The organism is Pseudomonas sp. DL (genome assembly GCF_047199225.1).
GTDB lineage: Bacteria > Pseudomonadota > Gammaproteobacteria > Pseudomonadales > Pseudomonadaceae > Pseudomonas > Pseudomonas aeruginosa.
The window spans coordinates 3,766,030-3,786,100 of the sequence record NZ_CP178323.1; the positions used below are offsets into that span (position 1 = coordinate 3,766,030).

The window sequence follows — 20,071 nt, forward strand, 5'->3', positions numbered from 1 at the left end:
TGGGCTGGTTGGAAGGAAATCTCGATCATGGGCTTCAGGTCCGGGGATCGCCGAAATGAATGTTCAGGCGTCCCATGCGATAGATCAGGGTTCGTCGCGGCAGACCCAGTTCGCGCGCGGCGAGGGTCTGGTTGCCAGCGTTCCTGCGCAGGCAGGCGAGCAGCAGGTCCCGTTCGATCTGCTCCAGATGCTCGCGCAGCTTGAGCGGCGCCTCCGCTTCCGGGGGCGCGCGCAGGGAAAAGTGTTCGGCCAGCAGCACCTCGCCTTCGCAGAGCAGTACCGCGCATTCCACCAGTCCCTTCAGCTCCCGAACGTTGCCGGGAAAGCCATAGCCGTCGAGCAGTTCCAGCGCTTCCGCGGACCAGCCCAGCGGCGCGCGGCGCAGGAACACGCAGGCGCGCTCGGCGAAATGCCGGGCCAGTTCGAGGGCGTCGCCCTCGCGCTGGCGCAACGGCGGCAACTCGATGGGAAACTGCGCCAGCCGGTAGTAGAGGTCTTCGCGGAACTTGCCATCGCGTACCAGCAGGGCGAGGTCACGGTGGGTAGCGGCGATGATGCGTACATCGACCTTGTGCGTGTCGTTGCCGCCGAGCGGGCGAATCTCGCCTTCCTGCAACACGCGCAACAGCTTGGCCTGGAGCGACAGGGGCATGTCGCCGATTTCGTCGAGCAACAGGGTTCCGCCATCCGCGGCATCGAACAACCCGGGACGATCGCGCTCGGCACCGGTAAAGGCGCCCTTGCGGTAGCCGAACAGCTCGCTTTCCAGCAGGTTTTCCGGAAACGCCGCGCAGTTCTGCACCACGAATGCCTGTGCACGCCGCGGGCCGTACTCGTGGATCGCCCGTGCGACCACCTCCTTGCCGGTGCCGGTCTCGCCCTGCAGCAACACGGTATAGGGGTTGTGCAGGACCTTGCTGATCAGGCGGCAGGTCTCACGCATCGCCGCGCTCCTGCCGATCAGCCCGTAGCCGCTGACCACCGGTGCGCTGGACGGTCCCTGCGGCTCGCCGGAGGGTTGCGAGAGGCGTTGCAGCAGATGCAGCTGGGCCAGCACGAACGAGCCCAGCTGGCCCAGTGGATGGGCGAATCCCTGCAGGTCCAGTGGGCGCCGGGTAGCGCAGACCACCATGCCCTCGACCGTTTTCTCCGGGCTCACCAGCGGAACGCAGAGCAGGGACAGCCAGGGCTGCTCCCCTGCCGGCAGGAAGCCGGTCTCGTGCAGCCGCGACGGCAGGTCGACGAGACTGACCACGCGGTTCTGGCACAGGGCGAACTGCAGCAACTGCTCGCCGGTGTAGTCCGCCGGCAGGCTCGACGGCTCCAGCGCCTGCAACAGGCCGTCCCGGCATTCGGCGTTGAGGGTGAGCGCGGTATGGGTCTGGTCGAGCAGATACAACTGGCTCAGCTCGCAGCCGCTGAGTTCGCCGACTGCGCGTGCGAAACCGCCCAGCAGGGCCGCGATGTCGGTTTCCCGCGACAGCGCGCCGAACTGAGCGAGCAGGGCTTCGGCGAAGGCCAGGGGTTGCGGTACGCGGCTGAACATCGCACCCACCTCAGGCGAACTCGCAGAGCACGCGGCCGTGCTCGCCCAGCGTCGCATGGACCCGCTCGAGACGCTCGTCGTGCGCCATCGCTTCCAGCAAACGGTCGGCCACCAGCGGCAGCAGGTGCGTGTCCAGCAGGTGGTCGATCAACCGGGCGCCGCTGTCGCTCTGGGTGCAACGCTCGGCCAGGTGATCCACCAGCGCCTGGCTGTAGTCGAAAGCCAGCTGACGGCGGGCCAGACGCTCGCCGAGGCGTTCCAGCTTGATCTCGATCAGCTCGCGCAGTACCGGGCCGCCCACCGGGTAGTAAGGCACCACGCGCATGCGCGCCAGCAGCGCCGGCTTGAAATGCCGGCTGAGCGCCGGCCGGATGGTTTCCTCCAGGAGTTCGGCGGAAGGTCGCGCGCCGTCCTGGCAAAGCGCGGCGATGTGCTCGCTGGCGAGGTTGGAGGTCATCAGGATCAAGGTATTGCGGAAATCGATCTCGCGCCCTTCGCCATCGTTGGCCACGCCCTTGTCGAAGATCTGGTAGAACAGGTTGAGCACGTCCGGATCGGCCTTCTCCACCTCGTCCAGCAATATCACCGAATAGGGCTTCTGGCGTACTGCCTCGGTGAGCATGCCACCCTCGCCATAGCCGACATAGCCGGGCGGCGCGCCGATCAGGCGCGAGACGGTGTGCTTCTCCTGGAACTCGGACATGTTGATAGTGGTGATGAAACGCTCTCCGCCATACAGCAGGTCGGCCAGCGCCAGCGCGGTCTCGGTCTTGCCCACCCCGCTCGGGCCCACCAGCAGGAACACGCCGACCGGCGCATCGGGCTTGTTCAGCCCGGCCGCGGTGGCGCGCATCGCGCGGTCCAGGGCGCTGACCGCCTGTTCCTGGCCACGGATCCGCGTCCGCAGGTCGTCGGCGAACCCCATCACCTTGGCGTTGTGTTCCCGCGCCAGTTGTTCCACCGGTACGCCGGTCCAGGCGCCGATCACCTCGGCAACCAGGCGCGGGCAGACCTCGAAGCTGACCAGCCGCCCCTGGGCCTGGGCATCGGCGAGTGCCTGGCGGGTTTCGTGAAGGGCCTTTTCCAGGGCTTCGACACCGCCATGCTCGTCGGCCGGGAAAGCCTCCGTGTCCGCCTCGCTGCCCTGCTCTTCCCGGTTCGCCTCGCGGGCCCTGGCCAATTGCTGGCGCAGGGCGAGCAGGCGCTCGGCGAGTTCGCGCTGGCGGCTCCACTGGTCCTCCTGTACGTGCCGCTCGCTTTCCACCTGGGCCAGGCGCTCCTCCAGCGCCTGCAGGGCATCGTGGTCGATCGGCAGGCCTGCCTCGGCATCGCGGCGCAGGGCCTGGCGCTGGCGCTCGCCTTCGGCCAGCTCGCCGCGCAGGCGCTCGAGATTCTCCGGCGCCGCCGCCAGGCTGATGCGCACCCGCGCACAGGCGGTGTCGAGGACGTCGACGGCCTTGTCCGGCAACTGGCGACCCGCCAGGTAGCGGGCGGACAGTTCGGCGGCGGCCACCACCGCGTCGTCGCGCAGGTAGATACCGTGGCTTTCCTCGTAAACCCGGGCCAGGCCACGCAGGATCGTCACCGCCTCGGCAACGCTCGGCTCATGCAACTGCACGGGCTGGAAGCGCCGGGCCAGCGCCGGGTCCTTCTCGAAATACTTCTTGTATTCGGCCCAGGTCGTCGCCGCGATGGTGCGCAACTCGCCACGTGCCAGGGCCGGCTTGAGCAGGTTGGCGGCATCCGAGCCGCCGGCCTGACCGCCCGCGCCGATCAGCGTATGGGCCTCGTCGATGAACAGGATGGTCGGCCTGGGCGCTGCCTTCACTTCGTCGATGACGCCTTTAAGGCGCCGCTCGAACTCGCCCTTCACGCTGGCACCGGCCTGCAACAGGCCCATGTCGAGGGACAACAGCTCGACGTCCCTCAGCGCCGGCGGCACTTCCCCTGCGGCGATCCGCGAGGCCAGGCCTTCGACGATGGCGGTCTTGCCGACGCCAGCCTCGCCGACCACGATGGGGTTGTTTTTCCGCCGACGGGCCAGGATGTCGACCATCTGGCGAATAGCCCCGTCGCGACAGAGCACCGGATCGAGCTTGCCGTCGCGCGCCTGCTGGGTAAGGTTGTGGGTGAAACGCTGCAACAGGGACTCGCCGCCGCCCGGCTTGCCGCTGGGCGCGCCCTCCAGCGGCTGCGAGAGCGCGAAATCCTTCAACCGCTCTATGTCGAGCCGCGCCAGCAGCGGCTGGTAGCGGCTGCCGGCATAGCGCAACGGGTTGCGTAGCAGGGCCAGGATCAATGCCGCCTGGTCGATCTGGCTACGGCCCAGTTCGAGGTTGGCCAGCAACAGCGCATCCTGCAGCCACTGCACCAGCTCGGGCGCGAACACCGGATTGCGCGAGGCGCTGTGCTCGCCCCGCGCTTGCAACGCGGCGTTGAGTTCGCCGGCGTCCACCGCGGCATCCTGCAGGGCGCGCGCCAGCAGTCCCTGGGGACGCTCCAGCAGGCCCAGCAACAGGTCCTCCACCAGTACCTTGTTGCCGCCACGGGCTACGCAGCGCTCGGCCGAGCCTTCGAGGTCGCGCCGGGTGTCGGCATCCAGCGCCTGAATCAGTTGTTGCAGGTCTACGTTGATCATGCTCATCCATCCTTAATGAATCTTGCTGCCCAGCGTCACCACGCCATCGGCGCGCTCCCGGCCCAGCCAACTGGTCCAGCCAAGGCGGCAGGCGTTCTGCGCGCCGATGCGGAACTCGCGGATTTCCTCGTGGCGCAAGACCAGCCGGATGTCGTAGTCGAGCGGGTCGCGCAGGGTGAAGCGGACCAGCGCGCAAAGCGGCTGGTAGCCGGGACCGATCGGCAGGAACTCGTGGAAGCGCTGCCAGTCGAGCTGGCGGATATGAATGCGGAACTTGCCGCTGCGGTCGCGGACCCGTTCGCCCAGCACCGCGTCTTCGCCAAGCTGGCTGTTGAACAGGCCGAGTCGGTTGCGCTGCTCTTCGAGGATCGCGACGCGCCGTTCGATACACTGCTCGGCGACCAGTTCGGCATGCTTGAAGTAGTAGCGCAGCACCGACTCGATCAAGGCCGCCGAGTGCGCCCGCAGGCTGAGCAGGCCCAGGTAGGGCAGCAGGCGTTTCCAGTTCAGTTCCCTGGCCTTGCGGATCTCTTCCCCGCCCAATCCGACGAGGGCGAACAACTGAGCGGAGAACGCATCGCTCGCGCCGCTCTGGAAGCTCACCCGGTAACGGTACTTGCGCCAGATCGGCAACAGCAGCCGATGCAGGCGGTGATGGAAGAGATCGAGGAAGTTCCGCGTAGGATTGCCCTCCTCGCTGTCGCCCAGGGCCTGCTCGCTGTAGAACGCCGGCAACGGCGAACTGGCACCGAACAAGCCGATCAGGTTGAAACGCAGCCGCGCCCGCAGCATGCCGCGCTCTTCGAAGAACTCCACCCGATCGACATCGCTGCCCGGGAAGCCGAGGCTAGGATTGGCCTGGAATTCCAACTGATCGTAGAGCGCCTCGTCTCCCAGGCCGGGATGTTCCTCGCGCAGGCGATCCATGACCAGCAGGACCGCCTGGAACAGCGAGTACTCGCGAATGCCCCGGGCCAGCGCGCTTACAGCAGGGGCTGCAAACCCATGCGCGGTTTCCATTGGTACACGTCTCCCTGTGTGCTCCTCACCCGCAACTCGTGGTAGGAGTTGATGCTGGCGTAAAGCGCGAAAAATTCGTTCAGAACCGAAGCGAACACGAACAGGTCGCCCTCGCCGATGTAGCCTTCCGGATCGATCGTCAGCTCGGTACGCAAGCCGCGCAGCGGCAGGCCCCGATGCAGGCGGTCGACATGCTCGTGGCGGACCGCCTTGAGCCCGCCCAGCAGGCGCTTGCTGACCTTCGCCGCATGCTGGTCGTAGTAGCGCGGCAGGTCGTAGGTTTCGAGGATCACCTTGAGCGCGTCGACGTTGGCCAGCGACAGGTAGTTGAGCGACATGTTGCTGATCAGCTTCCAGAGGAAATCGCGGTTCAGCGGCGGCGCGTAGCTCGGCGTCGCCGGGGTGATATTGCGGAAACCGAGGAACTCCGGCGTGCCTTCGCAGGCGACGCAGATATCGCCCAGGCGCAGCCGTTGGGGCAGGTTCTGGTTGGTGCAGGTCAGTTCCACCGACAGCGTCTCGATCTGCTCGGGATGGCGGATGCCGAAGCTCAGGTAGGTGTCCAGGCCATCGTGCAGCAACGAGGTCCGTTGCCGGACGCTGTAGTGGGGCCGTGCTTCGGGAACGTCGAAGCTGGGATCGTGCTCGAAGGACTCGAACGGTACGTAAGCCTGGTAGCCGAGCCCGCCCGGCCGCCAGCCAGTGACGCCTTCTACCGAGAACACCCCGCAGTCCTCCAGGCTGTATTCGGCCGGCATCAGCAGGTACTCGTCCTGCTTGCCGTCGAGGCGGATCGGCAGCGCATCGTGGCGGAACAGGTTGGCCACCGGCGTACAGTACAGCTTGACGTTCTCCAGCGTCGGGTGCAGGCGCTGGATGCCGCTCTTGCGGATATCGAAGCGCAACTCGAGGCCGCGGACCTGCTTGAGGGTTTCCTCGGGCAGCGCGCCGAGCAGGTCCAGGCCATCCACGTCGACGAACAGGAACTTGTCCTGGAACGCGAAGTACTCCTGCAGGTAGCGATAGCCACGGAAGGTATTCAGCGGATAGGGAATCAACGCCTCGTCTTCGGCGAAACCCACCGGCTGCACCCGCTCGCCCGTCAGGCGGAACGACATCGGCTTGCCGGCCACGCCATCCAGCGGGCGCCCATGGGCGTCCAGCGGAATCAGTTGGATGCTCTCCAGGTTGCGCAGCAGGCACAGGTAGAGCATCTGGCTGATGTAGCGCTCGCCGGCCAGGTGCAGGCGCAGCCGACTCAGGCCCAGCTCGCCGAGGTGCCCGTCGCAGTTCATCGCCAGGCGCAGGCCGAGCAGCGCGCCTTCGCCGGTCACCGAATAGTTGAGCGCCTCCAGCACCAGCGGCAGGACCTCGGTGGCGTAGCAGGTACGGAAGCGACAGGCGACCTCGCCCACCGGCCGGCTCTCGACCGGCGTATCGCGCTCCACGCGCAGCGCCCCGCCCGGGCGGGTCAGGGGGTCGAACTGGAGAATGCTGAAAGCCGGCAGCGGGCGCATATAGTTCGGCCACAGCAGGTGCATCATCGAGTGGCTGAGTTCCGGCAACTCGTCGTCCAGCTTCTGCCGCAACCGCCCGGTCAGGAAGGCAAAGCCCTCGAGCAGGCGCTCGACATCCGGATCGCGTCCGACCTGCCCGAGAAACGGGGCCAGGGCCGGGCTACGCTCGGCGAAACGGCGCCCCAGCTGGCGCAGTGCGGTGAGTTCGCTCTGGTAGTAATGATTGAAGGACACGGCCTACCTGCTGGATATCGTTTCACTGATGGCAGTCGTCTGACCGCTGCCGCCAAAACCGCAATGACATTTCTGGCCTGAAGATCGGAAACCCACGGTGTCCGTTGTCTTTCCGTAATCGACCCGATTCGCGCCCATCTCAGAAGACCTCATGGACGAACCAGGCATCGAAGCGCGCCAGGCCGAGGCGTCACCCTGGCGGGCCGCCGCGAGGCCGTCGAAGAACACGTCGGCGGAACCGACGACGATGGGATTGCTGCCGTGCCCGGGGAGCGGACAAGCGGTTGGATCGGAAACGCGGGCTGCGGGTTTGCCGGACATCGAAACCTCCTTAGCTGACCGTCACTTGGCCGCTGCCATCCAGGCATGCGGAAAAACTCACCTGGCGCTTGAAACCTTCCACCTCCAGCAACCCTTCGATGCTGAAGGCCAGGCGGAGCTGGTCGTTGTCGCGTGGCAGGGAAACGACACGCACGTCGCTCAAGCGCGGTTCGTAAGCCTCGATGAAACCTTCGATGGCCGAGCGGGCCTGGCTCAGGGAGTCGTGCAGGCTCAGGCGCATGTCGTTGAGATCGGGCAACCCGTAGTCGGACAGCGTCTGCACGCTGCCCGCCCGGGTGCTGAGCATCTTGCCCAGATGGGCAGCCACCGACGCCATGGCGGAAACCTCGCGGCTCCAGCCGACGCGCTTATCCGCGTCGCCGTTCAGGCGCTCGAACAGGCTGCCGTATCCGGTCATGGAAAGCTCCGCTTACTCTTTGTCCAGCTTGCCGACCAGCGACAGGGTGAAGTCCGCCCCCATGTACTTGAAGTGCGGGCGCACGTTCAGGCTGACGCGGTACCAGCCCGGCTCGCCCTCGACGTCACTGACGATGATCTGTGCAGCGCGCAGCGGGCGACGGCCGCGCACTTCGGCGCTGGGGTTTTCCTGGTCGGCGACGTACTGGCGGATCCACTTGTTCAGCTCCAGCTCGAGGTCGGTACGCTCCTTCCACGACCCCAGCTGTTCGCGTTGCAGGACCTTCAGGTAATGGGCCAGGCGATTGACGATCATCATGTACGGCAACTGGGTGCCGAGCTTGTAGTTCAGCTCCGCGGCCTTGCCTTCGGCGCTGATGCCGAAGAACTTCGGCTTCTGCACCGAGCTGGCGGAGAAGAACGCGGCGTTGTCGCTGCCCTTGCGCATGGTCAGGGAAATGAAGCCTTCCTCGGCCAGTTCGTACTCGCGGCGATCGGACACCAGCACCTCGGTGGGGATCTTGGTCTCGATCTCGCCCATGCTCTCGAAGTGGTGCAAAGGCAGGTCCTCCACCGCACCGCCGCTCTGCGGCCCGATGATGTTCGGGCACCAGCGATACTTGGCGAAGCTGTCGGTCAGCTTGGTGCCGAAGGCATAGGCGGTGTTGCCCCACAGGTAATGCTCGTGGCTGTTGGCCACGGTCTCCTTGTAGGCGAACGACTTGACCGGATTCTCTTCCGGATCGTAGGGCGTGCGCAGCAGGAAGCGCGGTACGGTCAGCGCCACGTAGCGGGAATCCTCGGACTGGCGGAAGCTCTGCCACTTGGCGAACTGCGGGCCTTCGAAATGATCCTTCAGGTCCTTCAGGTCCGGCAGGCCGGTGAAGCTTTCCAGGCCGAAGAACTTCGGACCGGCGGCCGCCACGAACGGCGCATGGGCCATGCAGGCCACGCTGGAGACGTATTGCATCAGCTTGACGTCGGGCGAACTGGGCGACATGTAGTAGTTGGCGATGATGGCGCCGACCGGCTGGCCACCGAACTGGCCGTATTCGGCGGTGTAGATGTGCTTGTACAGGCCGGACTGCATCACCTCGGGCGAGTCCTCGAAATCGTCCAGCAGGTCCTGCTTGGAAACGCTGAGAATCTCGATCTTGATGTTCTCGCGGAAGTTGGTGCGGTCGACCAGCAGTTGCAGGCCGCACCAGGCCGACTCCAGCGCCTGGAAATCGGGATGATGGAGGATCTCGTCCATCTGCGTGCTGAGCTTGGCATCGATCTCGGCGATCATCCGGTCGACCATCGCCTTCTTCACCGGCTCGCCGTCGTTCTGCGGCTTGAGCAATTCCTCGATGAAGGCGGAGACGCCGCGCTTGGCGATGTCGTAGGCCTCGTCGTCCGGGCTCAGGCGGGTCTCGGCGATGATGCTGTCGAGAATGTTGTATTCGCCGTTCTGGTTCCGGCCTTGCTGTGCGGCACTGGTGCTCATGTATCTGCTTCCTTGGCTAGGGGTGGCTCAGGCGTCCTGGGAGGGGGCGGCGCTCAGCCCCAGCTCGCCCAGCACACGGCTACGGGACTCGTCGTCGGCGAGTACGCTTTCGATGGCCTTGCGGAACGCCGGGGCGTTGCCCAGCGGGCCCTTGAGGGCCACCAGCGCATCGCGCAACTCCATCAGCTTCTTCAGCTCGGGCACCTGCTCGACGATGCTGGCCGGGTTGAAGTCCTTCATCGAGTTGATCTGCAGCCCCACCGCCAGCTCGTCGCTGCCGCCCTCCTCCTGGAGACGATTGGGTACGCTCAGCGTCAGCCCCAGCTCCTGCTTGGCCAGGACCTCGTCGAAGGTCATCTTGTCGATGCCGATCGGCTTGCGGTCCTCCACCTTGCGCTCATCCGCGCGCTGGGTGTAATCGCCGATCGCCAGTAGCTTCAACGGCAGTTCGATTTCTTCCTGGGCACCGCCAGTGGCGGGCTTGAAGGTGACGTTGATGCGTTCCTTTGGGGCTACCGAGCCTTCTTTGGCCATGGCTTTTTCTCCTTGAGAATTGAGGGCGCGAAGCCCTATTCGAGCACCACCTCGAGATCGAGGTGGCACAGCCTGCGATAAATGTCTTCCTTGCGTTCTCGCACGGCGTGGTTCTGCGGCAACAGCTCGCAGCAGCTATGCAGCAGGTGCAATACATCCAGCGCCAGATCGGGCTCCCAGGCGTGCAATCCCGATTCGTGCAACTGATGGTCGAGGCTCTCCAGCTGGGTCTTGGCCAGCTCGTACTTCTTCGCCAGGAAGCACAGTCGCGCGAGGCTCAGTTGCCAGAAGAACCGGGCGCGTCCGCCGTGGGCGCGCTTCATGCCCTGCTTCAACACCTGTACCGCCGCCTTCAGGCCGTCCTTGCGCAACACCGGCTGGACCTCGTCCAGGGCGACGTCCCATTCGGCCTGCAGGGCCACGGTCTCGACCTTGCGCGGCGCACTGTCGTTCTGGAGATGGGGCATGACATGGGCGCTGATCCAGCCGCGGGTGGCCGCATCGGCGAATGCGCTGCCGTCGTGGAAACGCAGCTCCACCAGCCCCGGCAGACGCTGCAGGAGCAAGGCGAAATGCATTTCGACTTCCCGCATCGCCTGCTCGGCGTTGAGCCCTTGCAGGCACTCCCAGACCAGGCGCTGGCCGTCGAACCAGAACGGCGCCCGTGCCAGGCTCGCCTCCAGCTCCACCAGGAGATCGGCGTACAGGCCCTGGGCGAAACGCTCCTGGTAGCTTTTCAGCTTGTCCGCCGGCACTCCCCTTAGCGCGGTGACCTGTTCGGCATTGCGCTCGGGCATGGACTCGATGGGCAGCCAGAGCATCGTTCGGTTGAGGCGCAGCGCGCGCAGATCGGTGGCTTTCTGCTTCAGCCACCAGGCGCACAGGGGGCGTGCGGCCTCCTGCTGGGCGCGCATGGCCTTGTGGGCGTCGCGCTCGTTGTCGATGGGCGCACCCGGCGCCAGCAACTGGCTGGCCGCCTGCTTGACCTGGGCCACCACGGCGCCGACCACGCCAGGTTCGGGCTGGTTGTCGGCGGCGCGCTGGAGCATGCCCGAAAGGCGTCGGCTGATCGGCAGCAACAAGGGCGCGTCGTCGCCCAGTTGCGCGGTCAGCGCGGTATCGAGTTTTTCCAGGTGCTCGGCGAGACGCCGGAACAGGGGGAGTTGCTCCTTGATCGGTACGTTTTCGTTCAGTGCCTGCTCCAGCCGGGGCACCAGCCAGGCAATGGCCGCGGCGCGAGTGCGCGCCTTGAGCGGATGGATCTCGACCCAATGCCGGCTGCACAGACGTTCCAGCAATCCCAGTCCGGCCAGCAAACCGGGAAAGGATTCCCGTTGGTAGAGGGCCCAGGTCAACCAGGCTGCAACACGCAGGTCCTTGGATTGGGCACGAAGCAGCGCTTCGCTGTTTTCCAGGATTTTCAACCAGTCGGTCTGGCCGTTCTCATGGAGCGAGAGCGCCTTGCCCAGCTCATTTTCCAGCGCCTCGTATTCGCTGGAAAAACGCACATCCTCACCCGCAAAGACATCCTTTGAAATCGGCTGTTCCGCGAGTTCCAGATAATGCGAGGAGAGCTTGCTCGAATAGGTCATCCTAACCCTTCAATGCACACCATGTGCGCCAATGAATATCTTAACAATTCAACTAGTTGGCATAAAAACCGAGCGAAAATCCCAATAGTCTGAAGAGCTCTTTGCCTTTTCCATGAAAACAACATAAAAACTGGCAAGCAACAGGACATTCCCTCTTTGGGAATTTTCCTATTCATTGATACGAATCAATGAAAGATTTTCAGCCAAACGTCAGGCGTCTGCGTCCATGCCCTTTACGGCTTGGCTATAGCCATCATAACGACATTGATGGCCATTTGGAAAACCCTACCAAAACAGGTAGTTAACAATTTATAAAAAATAAGGCAGGCAGTATGGATTTCTCCGGAGAGCCTCGAAACATAGGCCTTCCAAGCGGACCAACAGCTGATTTAGAGCGTAATAGCGATTGTGCAAGAAGTTGCACAATGAAAACCAAGAAACATCCCCAATAACAGTCCACAGCCCTTGAAAATACTGGCCTGAACACTACTGCGCAAAAAGTTGCACAGCACTGCGCAACTTCTTGCTCAATTCACTTGTTATATTTCTTTTCAGAATGAGACATGGATAACAATAAGCCATTGAATGAGATTGATTAAAAGAGCCACGAAAAGACTGGCACGGGAATTGTTAGAGAAATTAATCGAGATGGGCGGTCCCATGGCCACCGGCGAGGAAGTTGCGCCGTGACCGACTGCAGGCGGGACGCACCGCTGCGTTTACCCTGGACACGCCCGTACCGCACCGGCTGGGCGGAAATCGATAGCGACCCGAGCAGTCAGGAAAGCAGGATTCGATGACCGCCGCAGCGCCTATCGCCAAGCCCTCGATGACCAACTTATGCGGTAGGCCGCGTACGGCGACGACAGAGAATTGCGCACCGCTTACCCGCTCGACAGTGCTGTGCGCCTACTGGCGAGAAAGCTGCCCGACAGTAGTCGGGTCGGCTAGCGCGGCCAGTCGGTCGATGCCCTCCTGGGCATCGACCTCAACGGCCAGTAACTGACCCGCCACCAGCGCAGCGCCGGGTACCAACAGCAGCGCCAGGAAAGCGAGCTACGAATAATCAGGAAAAACGCGCATCCAGCCCGATGCATAAAAATTTCGCTCTACCCGAAACTCCCGCTCATGACAGAAATCACTGCCTCGCCAACCGCTGATCGAAGCTCCCCTCAATCCAGCATCCCCACATACCCCGGCACCTCCCCCACTCGCTTGATCCACGCGCGGATCGCCGGGTAGGCCGTCAGGTCGAAGCCGCCTTCATGGGCGACATGGGTGTAGGCGTAGAGGGTGATATCGGCGATGGAGAACTGTTCGCCGACCAGGAATGGCGTGCGCGACAGCTGTTTCTCCATGACGTCGAGGGCCTTGTAGCCGCCGATCTTCTTCTCTTCGAACTCGGCGCGGCGGGCTTCCGGGAGGCCGAGGTAGAGCTTGATGAAGCGCGCCACGGCCACATAGGGCTCATGGCTGTATTGCTCGAAGAATTGCCATTGCAGCACCTGGGTGCGCAGGCGCGGTTCGCTGGGCAACAGGGCGCTGCCGTCGGCGAGGAAGTTGAGGATGGCGTTGGACTCCCACAGGCAACTGCCGTCCTCCAGCTCCAGCACCGGTATCTTGCCGTTGGGGTTCTTCGCCAGGAACTCCGGGGTCTGGGTCTCGCCCTTGAGAATGTCCACCGGTACCCACTGGTAGTCGATGCCGAGCAGCGACATGGCCAGCTTGATCTTGTAGCAGTTGCCCGAACGGTAATCACCGTAGACCTTGTACATCGTGTCGCTCCTCGGATCGGATGGCCGGCGCCCCGGAAGGAGCGCCGATGAGGGTTCAGGCCGCTTCGGCGGCCTGGGCGTCGCGGACGACCTTGGCCAGGCGCCGCAGGCCTTCGTGCAGGCGCTCCGGGGCGACGTGGCTGAAGTTCAGCCGCAGACGCCCGAGGTTCTGCTCCGGCTCGGCGAAGAAAGGTTCGCCGGGCATGAATGCGACATCGGCGGCCAGCGCCGGCTGGAGCAGGGTGCGGGTATCCAGCGGCTGCCTGAGGGTCAGCCAGAAGAACAGCCCGCCCTCCGGGATATTCCATTCGGCCAGCTCACCGAAGTGCTCCAGCAGCGCCTCCTGCATGGCGTCGCGGCGGACCCGGTAGAACTCGCGCAGTTCGGCCAGGTGCTGGCGGTAGGCCTCGCTGCCGAACCATTGCAGCGCCTGCCACTGCCCTACCCGGTTGGTATGCAGGTCGGCCGACTGTTTCAGCCGCAGCAGGTGGGGGAACAGGTCCGGGGTGGCGATCAGGAAACCGACGCGCAGGCCCGGCAGCAGGGTCTTCGACACCGTGCCGGTATAGATCCAGCTGGACTTGCGCAGGCGGCTGACCAGCGGGGTTGCGCGGCCCTCGTCGAACACCAGTTCGCGATAGGGTTCGTCTTCGATCAGGGTCACGCCGAATTCGTCTAGCAGCGCCGCCACCGTGTCGCGGCGTTCCTCGCTGTAGCGCACGCCGGACGGATTCTGGAAAGTCGGGATCAGGTAGGCGAAGGCCGGCTTGTGTCGCTCCAGGCGCTGCCGCAGGGCAACCAGGTCGGGGCCCTCGGCACCCAGCGGCACGGTCACGCAATCGGCGCCGAACAATTGGAAGGCCTGTAGCGCGGCGAGGTAGGTCGGCGCCTCGAGCAGCACCTCGGTGCCCGGATCGATGAACAGCTTGCTGGCCAGGTCGAGGGTCTGCTGCGAACCGCTGACGATCAGCACCTGGCTCGCCTCGCAGGGGACGCCGAGGGCACGCGCTTCGGCGGCGATGGCTTCGCGCAGGGCAGGCTCGCCTTCGCTCATGCCGTACTGGCCTATGGAGGCCGGCATCTGCTCCCACTGCACCTTCGGCAGCATCGGCTCGGCCGGCAGCCCGCCGGCGAACGACATCACCTCCGGACGCTGCGCCGCGGCAAGGATTTCGCGGATCAAGGAGCTTTTCAGGCGGGAGATGCGTTCAGAGAAGGCCATGGGATCACCGGTAGCGTAGGCGGGGAAAAATGAGTCAAACTGCTTGACCGAAACTACGATGCCGCACCCGGAAGCGTCAATATGCCTGACCTGAAAAACCACGCCGTCCAGCAGCAGGCCATGATGGAAGCCTTCTTCTTCGCGTACCAGGCCTTCACCACCAAGCCTGACGAGATGCTCGCCCGCCGCGGCCTGGGACGTGTGCACCACCGCGTGCTGTTCTTCATCGCCCGCTATCCGGGCCTCAGCGTGAAGGAACTGCTGGCCCTGCTCGGCGTGACCAAGCAGGCGCTGAACATCCCGCTGCGCCAGTTGCTGGAGATGAACCTGATCGGCAGCGCCACCGCCGACGACGACAAGCGCAAACGCCTCCTCGGCCTCACCGCCGAGGGCGTGCGGTTGGAAAAGGCGCTGCGTCGCGAGCAGTCGCGGCTGCTCCAACGCTGCTTCGAGGAAGCCGGCGGCGAAGCGGTCTCCGGCTGGCTGGCGGTCAATCGCACCCTGGCTCGGGCGCATGCAGGCAGCCGCGGCGAAGCGGCGACGGAGGCCGCCGACTGACGCCCCATGGGCCTGGCGCATGGACGCTCGACAAGCCGACCGGCTGCCCGCTAGCTCCGCTCCAACTCCCGCGCCGCGCGCCAGCAGGCCAGCGCCATGGCCACGGTGGCGGCCAGCAGCGGCAGTACCGCCAGCACCAGCAACAGCACCGAAGCCAGCATCGCGCCGCCGGCGATGTCCAGCCAGGCCATGATCCGCAGCGACGGATAGAGATTTTCCTGCTTGAGCAGACGCAGGCCCAGCCAGAGGGTGGTAGCTCCGATCAGCGCAAGCAGCGCGAAGTACACCAGCGCCTGCCAGTTCCAGCCCTGCAGCGCATCGTCGGTAACCGCCAGCAGGCTCCAGCCCTCGCCCAGCAGGGTCAGGAGAATCGACAACCATACCGGCCAGGCCAGCGAGGGGCCGCGAAAGCGCGACTCGACCAGGTGCTTGAGCCGCAGCAGCAGGTAGGCGCCGAGCAGGCTGAGGAGCAGGCCCAGCCAGTCGGCGTAGACCCTGAACGCGGCGCCGTCGCCGAATGCCTCCAGCAGGCTGAGCACCATCAGCACCACGCCGCCGGCTATCGAGGCCAGGCAGAGCCAGGCGAGGATGCGCAGTTGCGCGGGCGTCCAGCGCCGGCGGAAAGCATCCGGTATGCCCTGCTCGACCAATTCGACACGCGGCGTGGCGTAGGGGTTTGCATCCATGACGAAGCTCCTCGGCAAATGCCGGGAAGTTACCAGCTGCGCCAGCTTCCGGCAGCTGCGACTGTATGGCCAACTATGTCCGCGGCTGTACCGGGACAGCCCCTGGCCGGCTGTTTAGGCTGCGCAAAACAGAAAAAGATGATCGGCACTCCGCGCCTCGCGCAACCTGCCCCGTGGCTCCGCCCACCGCCGTGCCCGGTCGTCCCGCACACTCCATGGAAGTACCCGGCATGACCGAAACCAACCAGCCCCAGCCTCGTCTGCGTCCGTTCGCCGACTCCTCTCCCGCCGCCGTGGTGGCCGGCTTCGTCGCCATGCTCACCGGCTACACCAGCTCGCTGGTACTGATGTTCCAGGCCGGGCAGAACGCCGGTCTCAGCAGCGCGCAGATTTCCTCGTGGATCTGGGCCCTGTCGATCGGCATGGGCCTGGCGACCATCGGCCTGACCCTGCGCTACCGGGTGCCGATCGTGATCGCCTGGTCCACCCCCGGCGCGGCGCTGCTGATCAGCAGCCTGCCCGGAGTGCCGTACAGCGAGGCGATCGGCGCCTTCATCGTCTGCGCCCTCCTGATCACCCTGTGCGGCGTCACCGGCAGCTTCGAACGCCTGATGCGCCAGGTTCCCTCCTCGCTGGCCTCGGCGCTGCTGGCCGGGGTGCTGTTCCGCATCGGCATCGAGATCTGCAACGCCGCCGAGCAACAGACCCTGCTGGTGCTGGCGATGTTCTTCAGCTATCTGCTGTGCAAACGCTTCTCGCCGCGCTATGCGGTGTTCGCTGCGCTACTGGTGGGGGTGCTGCTGGCCGGGATACTGGGCCAACTGGACTTCAGCAGGTTCCGCCTGGAACTGGCGGTACCGGAGTGGACCACGCCGAGCTTCTCCCTGGCCGCCACCATCAGCATCGGCATCCCGCTGTTCATCGTCGCCATGGCTTCGCAGAACATGCCCGGCATCGCCGTGCTGCGCGCCGACGGCTACCAGGTGCCGGCCTCGCCGCTGATCTCGAGTACCGGCATCGCCTCGATCCTGCTGGCACCGTTCGGCTCCCACGGGATCAACCTGGCGGCGATCAGCGCGGCGATCTGCACCGGTCCCTCGGCCCACGAGGACCCGCACAAGCGCTATACCGCGGCGCTCTGGTGCGGCTTCTTCAACTGCGTCGCAGGAACCTTCGGCGCCACCCTGGCAGCGTTGTTCGCGGCGTTCCCCAAGGCACTGGTACTGTCCATCGCCGCCATCGCCCTGCTCGGCTCGATCATGAACGGCCTGGCCAACTCGATGGCCGACGAGCGCCAGCGCGAGGCCGCGCTGGTGACCTTCATGGTCACCGCCTCCGGCTTCACCCTGCTGTCCATCGGCTCGGCGTTCTGGGGCCTGGTGGCCGGCCTGCTGACTCAGTTCGTGCTCAACTGGCGGCGCGGCTGACCGACCTCAGTCCGGCGCCGTCACGGGCGCCGGCGCGGCCTGGTGGCCACGGCTGACCCACCAGCCGAAGGCCGCCGCGGTGAAGAACATCAACACTCCGTAGATCGCCGGCGGAATCGCCATGGTGCTGTTGTTCAGCAGGCTCGGACTCAGCGCCAGGGCGATCGCCAGGGTGCCGTTGTGGATGCCGATCTCCATGCCGATGGCCACCGCCTGGGCCTTCGGCAGGCGCAGCAGGCGCGGTACCCAGTAGCCCACCGCCAGGCTCAGCAGGTTGAAGGCCAGCGCGGCCAGCCCGACCACCGGCGCGTAGGTGACGAAGGTCTGCCAGTCCTTGGCCAGCGCCAGCAGGATGATCACCAGCAACAGCAGCGCGGAAAGGATCTTCACCGGCTTCTGCAGCCGATCCGCCACGGCCGGCAGGCGGTTGCGCACCAGCATGCCGATGGCCACCGGGCCGAGGACGATGACGAACACCTGCATGACCTTGCCGAACTGCAGGGGAATCGCCTGCCCGTCGCCCATGAAGTATTGCAGCGACAGATTGACGATCAGCGGCATGGTGAGGATGGCGATCACCGAGTTCACCGCGGTCAGGGTGATGTTCAGTGCCACGTCGCCATGCGCCAGGTGGCTGTAGAGGTTGGCGGTGGTGCCGCCGGGCGAGGCCGCCAGCAACATCATGCCGACCGCCAGGGCCGCCTCCAGGGCGAAGCCCTGGACGATCAGGAAACAGGCCATGGGCAGCAGGACGATCTGGCACACCAGGCCGACCAGCACCGGCTTCGGGTAGCGCACCACGCGGAGGAAGTCGGCCGGGGTCAGGGACAGTCCGAGACCGAGCATGATGATGCCCAGGGCGATGGGGAGGAACAGGGTCAGGATGGGATCGGCGGTCATTATTGTTATTGCTCCGATGCGATGGAGACGGGCTCAGGCCCCGGATTCTCGACCCAGGTTAGTCCCCCGGCAGTGGCCTGGCGCGCCAAACCGCGCGCCGACCTGTAACAGAATGCGAATGCCCCGCGCCGGGGCATCCCGATTGTATCGCCGCCCGCTCAGATCGCCGTCGCCCCGCCGTCCACCGGCAAGGCGATACCGGTGGTGAAGCCCGCGTTGTCGCTGCACAGGTAGAGCACCGCGGCGGCGATTTCCTCGACCCGTCCGACCCGACCCAGCGGATGCATCGCGGCGGCGAACTCGGCCTTGCGCGGATCGGCCTCGTAGGCGCGGCGGAACATGTCGGTGTCGATCACCGCCGGACACACGGCGTTGACGCGGATGCCCTTCTTCGCGTACTCGATCGCTGCCGATTTGGTCAGGCCGATCACCGCGTGCTTGGAAGCAGCGTAGATGCTCATCTTCGGCGCCGCGCCGAGCCCGGCGACCGAGGCGGTGTTGACGATCGCGCCGCCGCCCTGGGCCAGCATCAGCGGGATCTGGTGCTTCATGCACAACCAGACGCCCTTCACGTTGACAGCCATGATGGCGTCGAACTCGGCTTCGTTGCCGTCGGCCAGCTTGCCCTGCTCGATCTCGATACCGGCGTTGTTGAAGGCGTAGTCGAGACGGCCGTAGGCCGCCGCGCAACCCTCTACCAGCGCCTTGACCTCGGCGTCGCGGGTGACGTCGCAGCGAATGAAGACGGCTTCGCCACCTGCCTGGCGGATCGCTTCGACCGTGCCCTCGCCGCCGGCGCTGTCCAGGTCGGCGACCACCACCTTGACCCCGGCGGCGGCGAAGGCCAGCGCGGTAGCGCGGCCGATGCCCGCCGCACCGCCAGTGACCAGTGCGACCTGGCCGGAAAGAAGTTTGCTCATCTGCTGCTCCTCGGAAAATCGCCTTCCGCCAACCGCGACGGAACCGGGCCGCGCCAGTCTAGCCAGGGCCGGCGCAAGGCATAGCACTATCAGGGGACTGGAGGATGGGCCATCCAGCCCGCTGATAAGACTGATGGCGGCGAATCATCGGCATAGATGACCGGTCATTTCCGCACTCGCCTTCGCTTGCCGCCGGCGCCGGCGCCAGCTATCCCTAGGGGCCTGTTTCCCGACATTCGAGTGCCCTGCCATGACCTCCCAGATCAATCGGCAATACCAGTTGGCCCAGCGTCCCAGCGGGCTGCCCGGCCGCGACACCTTCAGTTTCGTCGAAACCCCGCTCGGCGAACCGGCCGAGGGCCAGATCCTGGTGAAGAACGAGTACCTGTCGCTGGACCCGGCGATGCGCGGCTGGATGAACGACGCCCGCTCCTACATCCCGCCGGTGGGGATCGGCGAGGTGATGCGTGCGCTCGGCGTCGGCAAGGTGCTGGTTTCGAAGCACCCCGGCTTCCAGGCCGGCGACTACGTCAACGGCGCCCTCGGCGTGCAGGACTATTTCATCGGCGAGCCCAAGGGTTTCTACAAGGTCGACCCGTCCCGCGCGCCGCTGCCACGCTATCTCTCGGCGCTGGGCATGACCGGCATGACCGCCTACTTCGCGTTGCTCGACGTCGGCCAGCCGAAGAACGGCGAGACCGTGGTGATCTCCGGCGCCGCCGGTGCGGTGGGCAGCGTTGCCGGGCAGATCGCCAGGCTCAAGGGCTGCCGGGTGGTAGGCATCGCCGGCGGCGCCGAGAAATGTCGCTTCCTGGTCGAAGAACTGGGCTTCGACGGCGCCATCGACTACAAGAACGAAGACCTCGCCGCCGGACTCAAGCGCGAATGCCCGAAGGGTATCGATGTGTTCTTCGACAACGTCGGCGGCGAAATCCTCGACACAGTGCTCACCCGCATCGCCTTCAAGGCACGCATCGTCCTCTGCGGGGCGATCAGCCAGTACAACAACAAGGAAGCGGTGCGCGGCCCGGCCAACTACCTGTCGCTGCTGGTCAATCGGGCGCGCATGGAAGGCATGGTGGTGATGGACTATGCCCAGCGCTTCCCAGAAGGCCTGAAGGAGATGGCCACCTGGCTGGCGGAAGGCAAGCTGCAATCGCGCGAGGACATCGTCGAAGGCCTGGAGACCTTCCCCGAAACGCTGCTCAAGCTGTTCAGCGGGGAAAACTTCGGCAAGTTGGTGTTGAAGGTCTGAGGTCCGCCGCCGGCGCGAAG

Annotated in this window: 16 protein-coding genes and 1 pseudogene; 3 read left to right on the forward strand and 14 right to left on the reverse strand. The window is 65.2% G+C overall.

The window, feature by feature from the left end; translation table 11 throughout:
* Positions 1–34: 34 nt before the first annotated feature.
* From ACI766_RS17455 to ACI766_RS17505, 11 genes and pseudogenes are all read right to left on the reverse strand, one after another.
* Positions 35–1,546 carry a sigma-54 interaction domain-containing protein gene (locus ACI766_RS17455; RefSeq protein WP_003087611.1) on the reverse strand — a complete coding sequence of 504 codons (1,512 nt, stop codon included), beginning with the start codon at positions 1,544–1,546 and terminating at the stop codon, positions 35–37.
* Positions 1,547–1,556: 10 nt separating this feature from the next.
* Positions 1,557–4,190, reverse strand: coding sequence for a type VI secretion system ATPase TssH (gene tssH, locus ACI766_RS17460; protein WP_087823705.1), 2,634 nt, complete (start codon positions 4,188–4,190; stop codon positions 1,557–1,559).
* 6 nt (positions 4,191–4,196) lie between these two features.
* Positions 4,197–5,204: a type VI secretion system baseplate subunit TssG gene (tssG, locus tag ACI766_RS17465; protein ID WP_003110442.1), complete on the reverse strand. Its 1,008-nt coding sequence runs from the start codon at positions 5,202–5,204 to the stop codon at positions 4,197–4,199.
* Entirely contained in the window at positions 5,168–6,955 is a 1,788-nt protein-coding gene (tssF, locus tag ACI766_RS17470; RefSeq protein WP_003087605.1) for a type VI secretion system baseplate subunit TssF, read from the reverse strand. Before tssF ends, tssG begins: the two co-directional genes overlap by 37 nt.
* A gap of 159 nt (positions 6,956–7,114) precedes the next feature.
* Positions 7,115–7,276, reverse strand: a pseudogene (locus ACI766_RS17475) (PAAR domain-containing protein); the annotation flags it as partial.
* A gap of 10 nt (positions 7,277–7,286) precedes the next feature.
* A complete protein-coding gene (tssE, locus tag ACI766_RS17480; protein ID WP_003110444.1) occupies positions 7,287–7,694 on the reverse strand; it encodes a type VI secretion system baseplate subunit TssE in 408 nt (135 codons plus the stop codon).
* A 12-nt stretch (positions 7,695–7,706) separates the two neighbouring features.
* Positions 7,707–9,182, reverse strand: coding sequence for a type VI secretion system contractile sheath large subunit (tssC, locus tag ACI766_RS17485; protein ID WP_058354429.1), 1,476 nt, complete (start codon positions 9,180–9,182; stop codon positions 7,707–7,709).
* A gap of 27 nt (positions 9,183–9,209) precedes the next feature.
* Positions 9,210–9,716, reverse strand: coding sequence for a type VI secretion system contractile sheath small subunit (gene tssB, locus ACI766_RS17490; protein WP_003114607.1), 507 nt, complete (start codon positions 9,714–9,716; stop codon positions 9,210–9,212).
* Between the two features lie 35 nt (positions 9,717–9,751).
* The gene (tssA, locus tag ACI766_RS17495) at positions 9,752–11,308 is read right to left on the reverse strand and encodes a type VI secretion system protein TssA (protein WP_003097814.1); all 1,557 of its coding nucleotides are present in this window, start codon (positions 11,306–11,308) and stop codon (positions 9,752–9,754) included.
* A 1,172-nt stretch (positions 11,309–12,480) separates the two neighbouring features.
* Positions 12,481–13,083, reverse strand: coding sequence for a glutathione S-transferase family protein (locus ACI766_RS17500; protein WP_003097816.1), 603 nt, complete (start codon positions 13,081–13,083; stop codon positions 12,481–12,483).
* A gap of 55 nt (positions 13,084–13,138) precedes the next feature.
* Positions 13,139–14,305 carry a PLP-dependent aminotransferase family protein gene (locus ACI766_RS17505; RefSeq protein ID WP_023087593.1) on the reverse strand — a complete coding sequence of 389 codons (1,167 nt, stop codon included), beginning with the start codon at positions 14,303–14,305 and terminating at the stop codon, positions 13,139–13,141.
* An 81-nt stretch (positions 14,306–14,386) separates the two neighbouring features.
* Between ACI766_RS17505 and ACI766_RS17510 the strand changes: the two genes are divergently transcribed.
* The gene (locus ACI766_RS17510) at positions 14,387–14,863 is read left to right on the forward strand and encodes a MarR family winged helix-turn-helix transcriptional regulator (RefSeq protein ID WP_003097819.1); all 477 of its coding nucleotides are present in this window, start codon (positions 14,387–14,389) and stop codon (positions 14,861–14,863) included.
* Positions 14,864–14,913: 50 nt separating this feature from the next.
* Here the strand turns inward: ACI766_RS17510 and ACI766_RS17515 are convergent, their stop codons facing one another.
* On the reverse strand, positions 14,914–15,549 hold the full coding sequence (locus ACI766_RS17515) for a hypothetical protein (protein WP_003097821.1): 636 nt from the start codon (positions 15,547–15,549) through the stop codon (positions 14,914–14,916).
* Positions 15,550–15,779: 230 nt separating this feature from the next.
* On the opposite strand from ACI766_RS17515, the gene ACI766_RS17520 reads away from it, so the two are divergent.
* Complete coding sequence (locus tag ACI766_RS17520; protein WP_087823702.1) at positions 15,780–16,976, forward strand: benzoate/H(+) symporter BenE family transporter; 1,197 nt, start codon at positions 15,780–15,782, stop codon at positions 16,974–16,976.
* Positions 16,977–16,982: 6 nt separating this feature from the next.
* On the opposite strand, the gene ACI766_RS17525 is transcribed toward ACI766_RS17520, so the two are convergent.
* Together ACI766_RS17525 and ACI766_RS17530 are read right to left on the reverse strand one after the other, a co-directional pair.
* Positions 16,983–17,876, reverse strand: coding sequence for a bile acid:sodium symporter family protein (locus ACI766_RS17525; RefSeq protein ID WP_003087569.1), 894 nt, complete (start codon positions 17,874–17,876; stop codon positions 16,983–16,985).
* A 158-nt stretch (positions 17,877–18,034) separates the two neighbouring features.
* The gene (locus ACI766_RS17530; RefSeq protein WP_003117742.1) at positions 18,035–18,796 is read right to left on the reverse strand and encodes an SDR family oxidoreductase; all 762 of its coding nucleotides are present in this window, start codon (positions 18,794–18,796) and stop codon (positions 18,035–18,037) included.
* Between the two features lie 250 nt (positions 18,797–19,046).
* Between ACI766_RS17530 and ACI766_RS17535 the strand changes: the two genes are divergently transcribed.
* Complete coding sequence (locus ACI766_RS17535) at positions 19,047–20,051, forward strand: NADP-dependent oxidoreductase (protein ID WP_003097826.1); 1,005 nt, start codon at positions 19,047–19,049, stop codon at positions 20,049–20,051.
* Positions 20,052–20,071 lie beyond the last annotated feature (20 nt).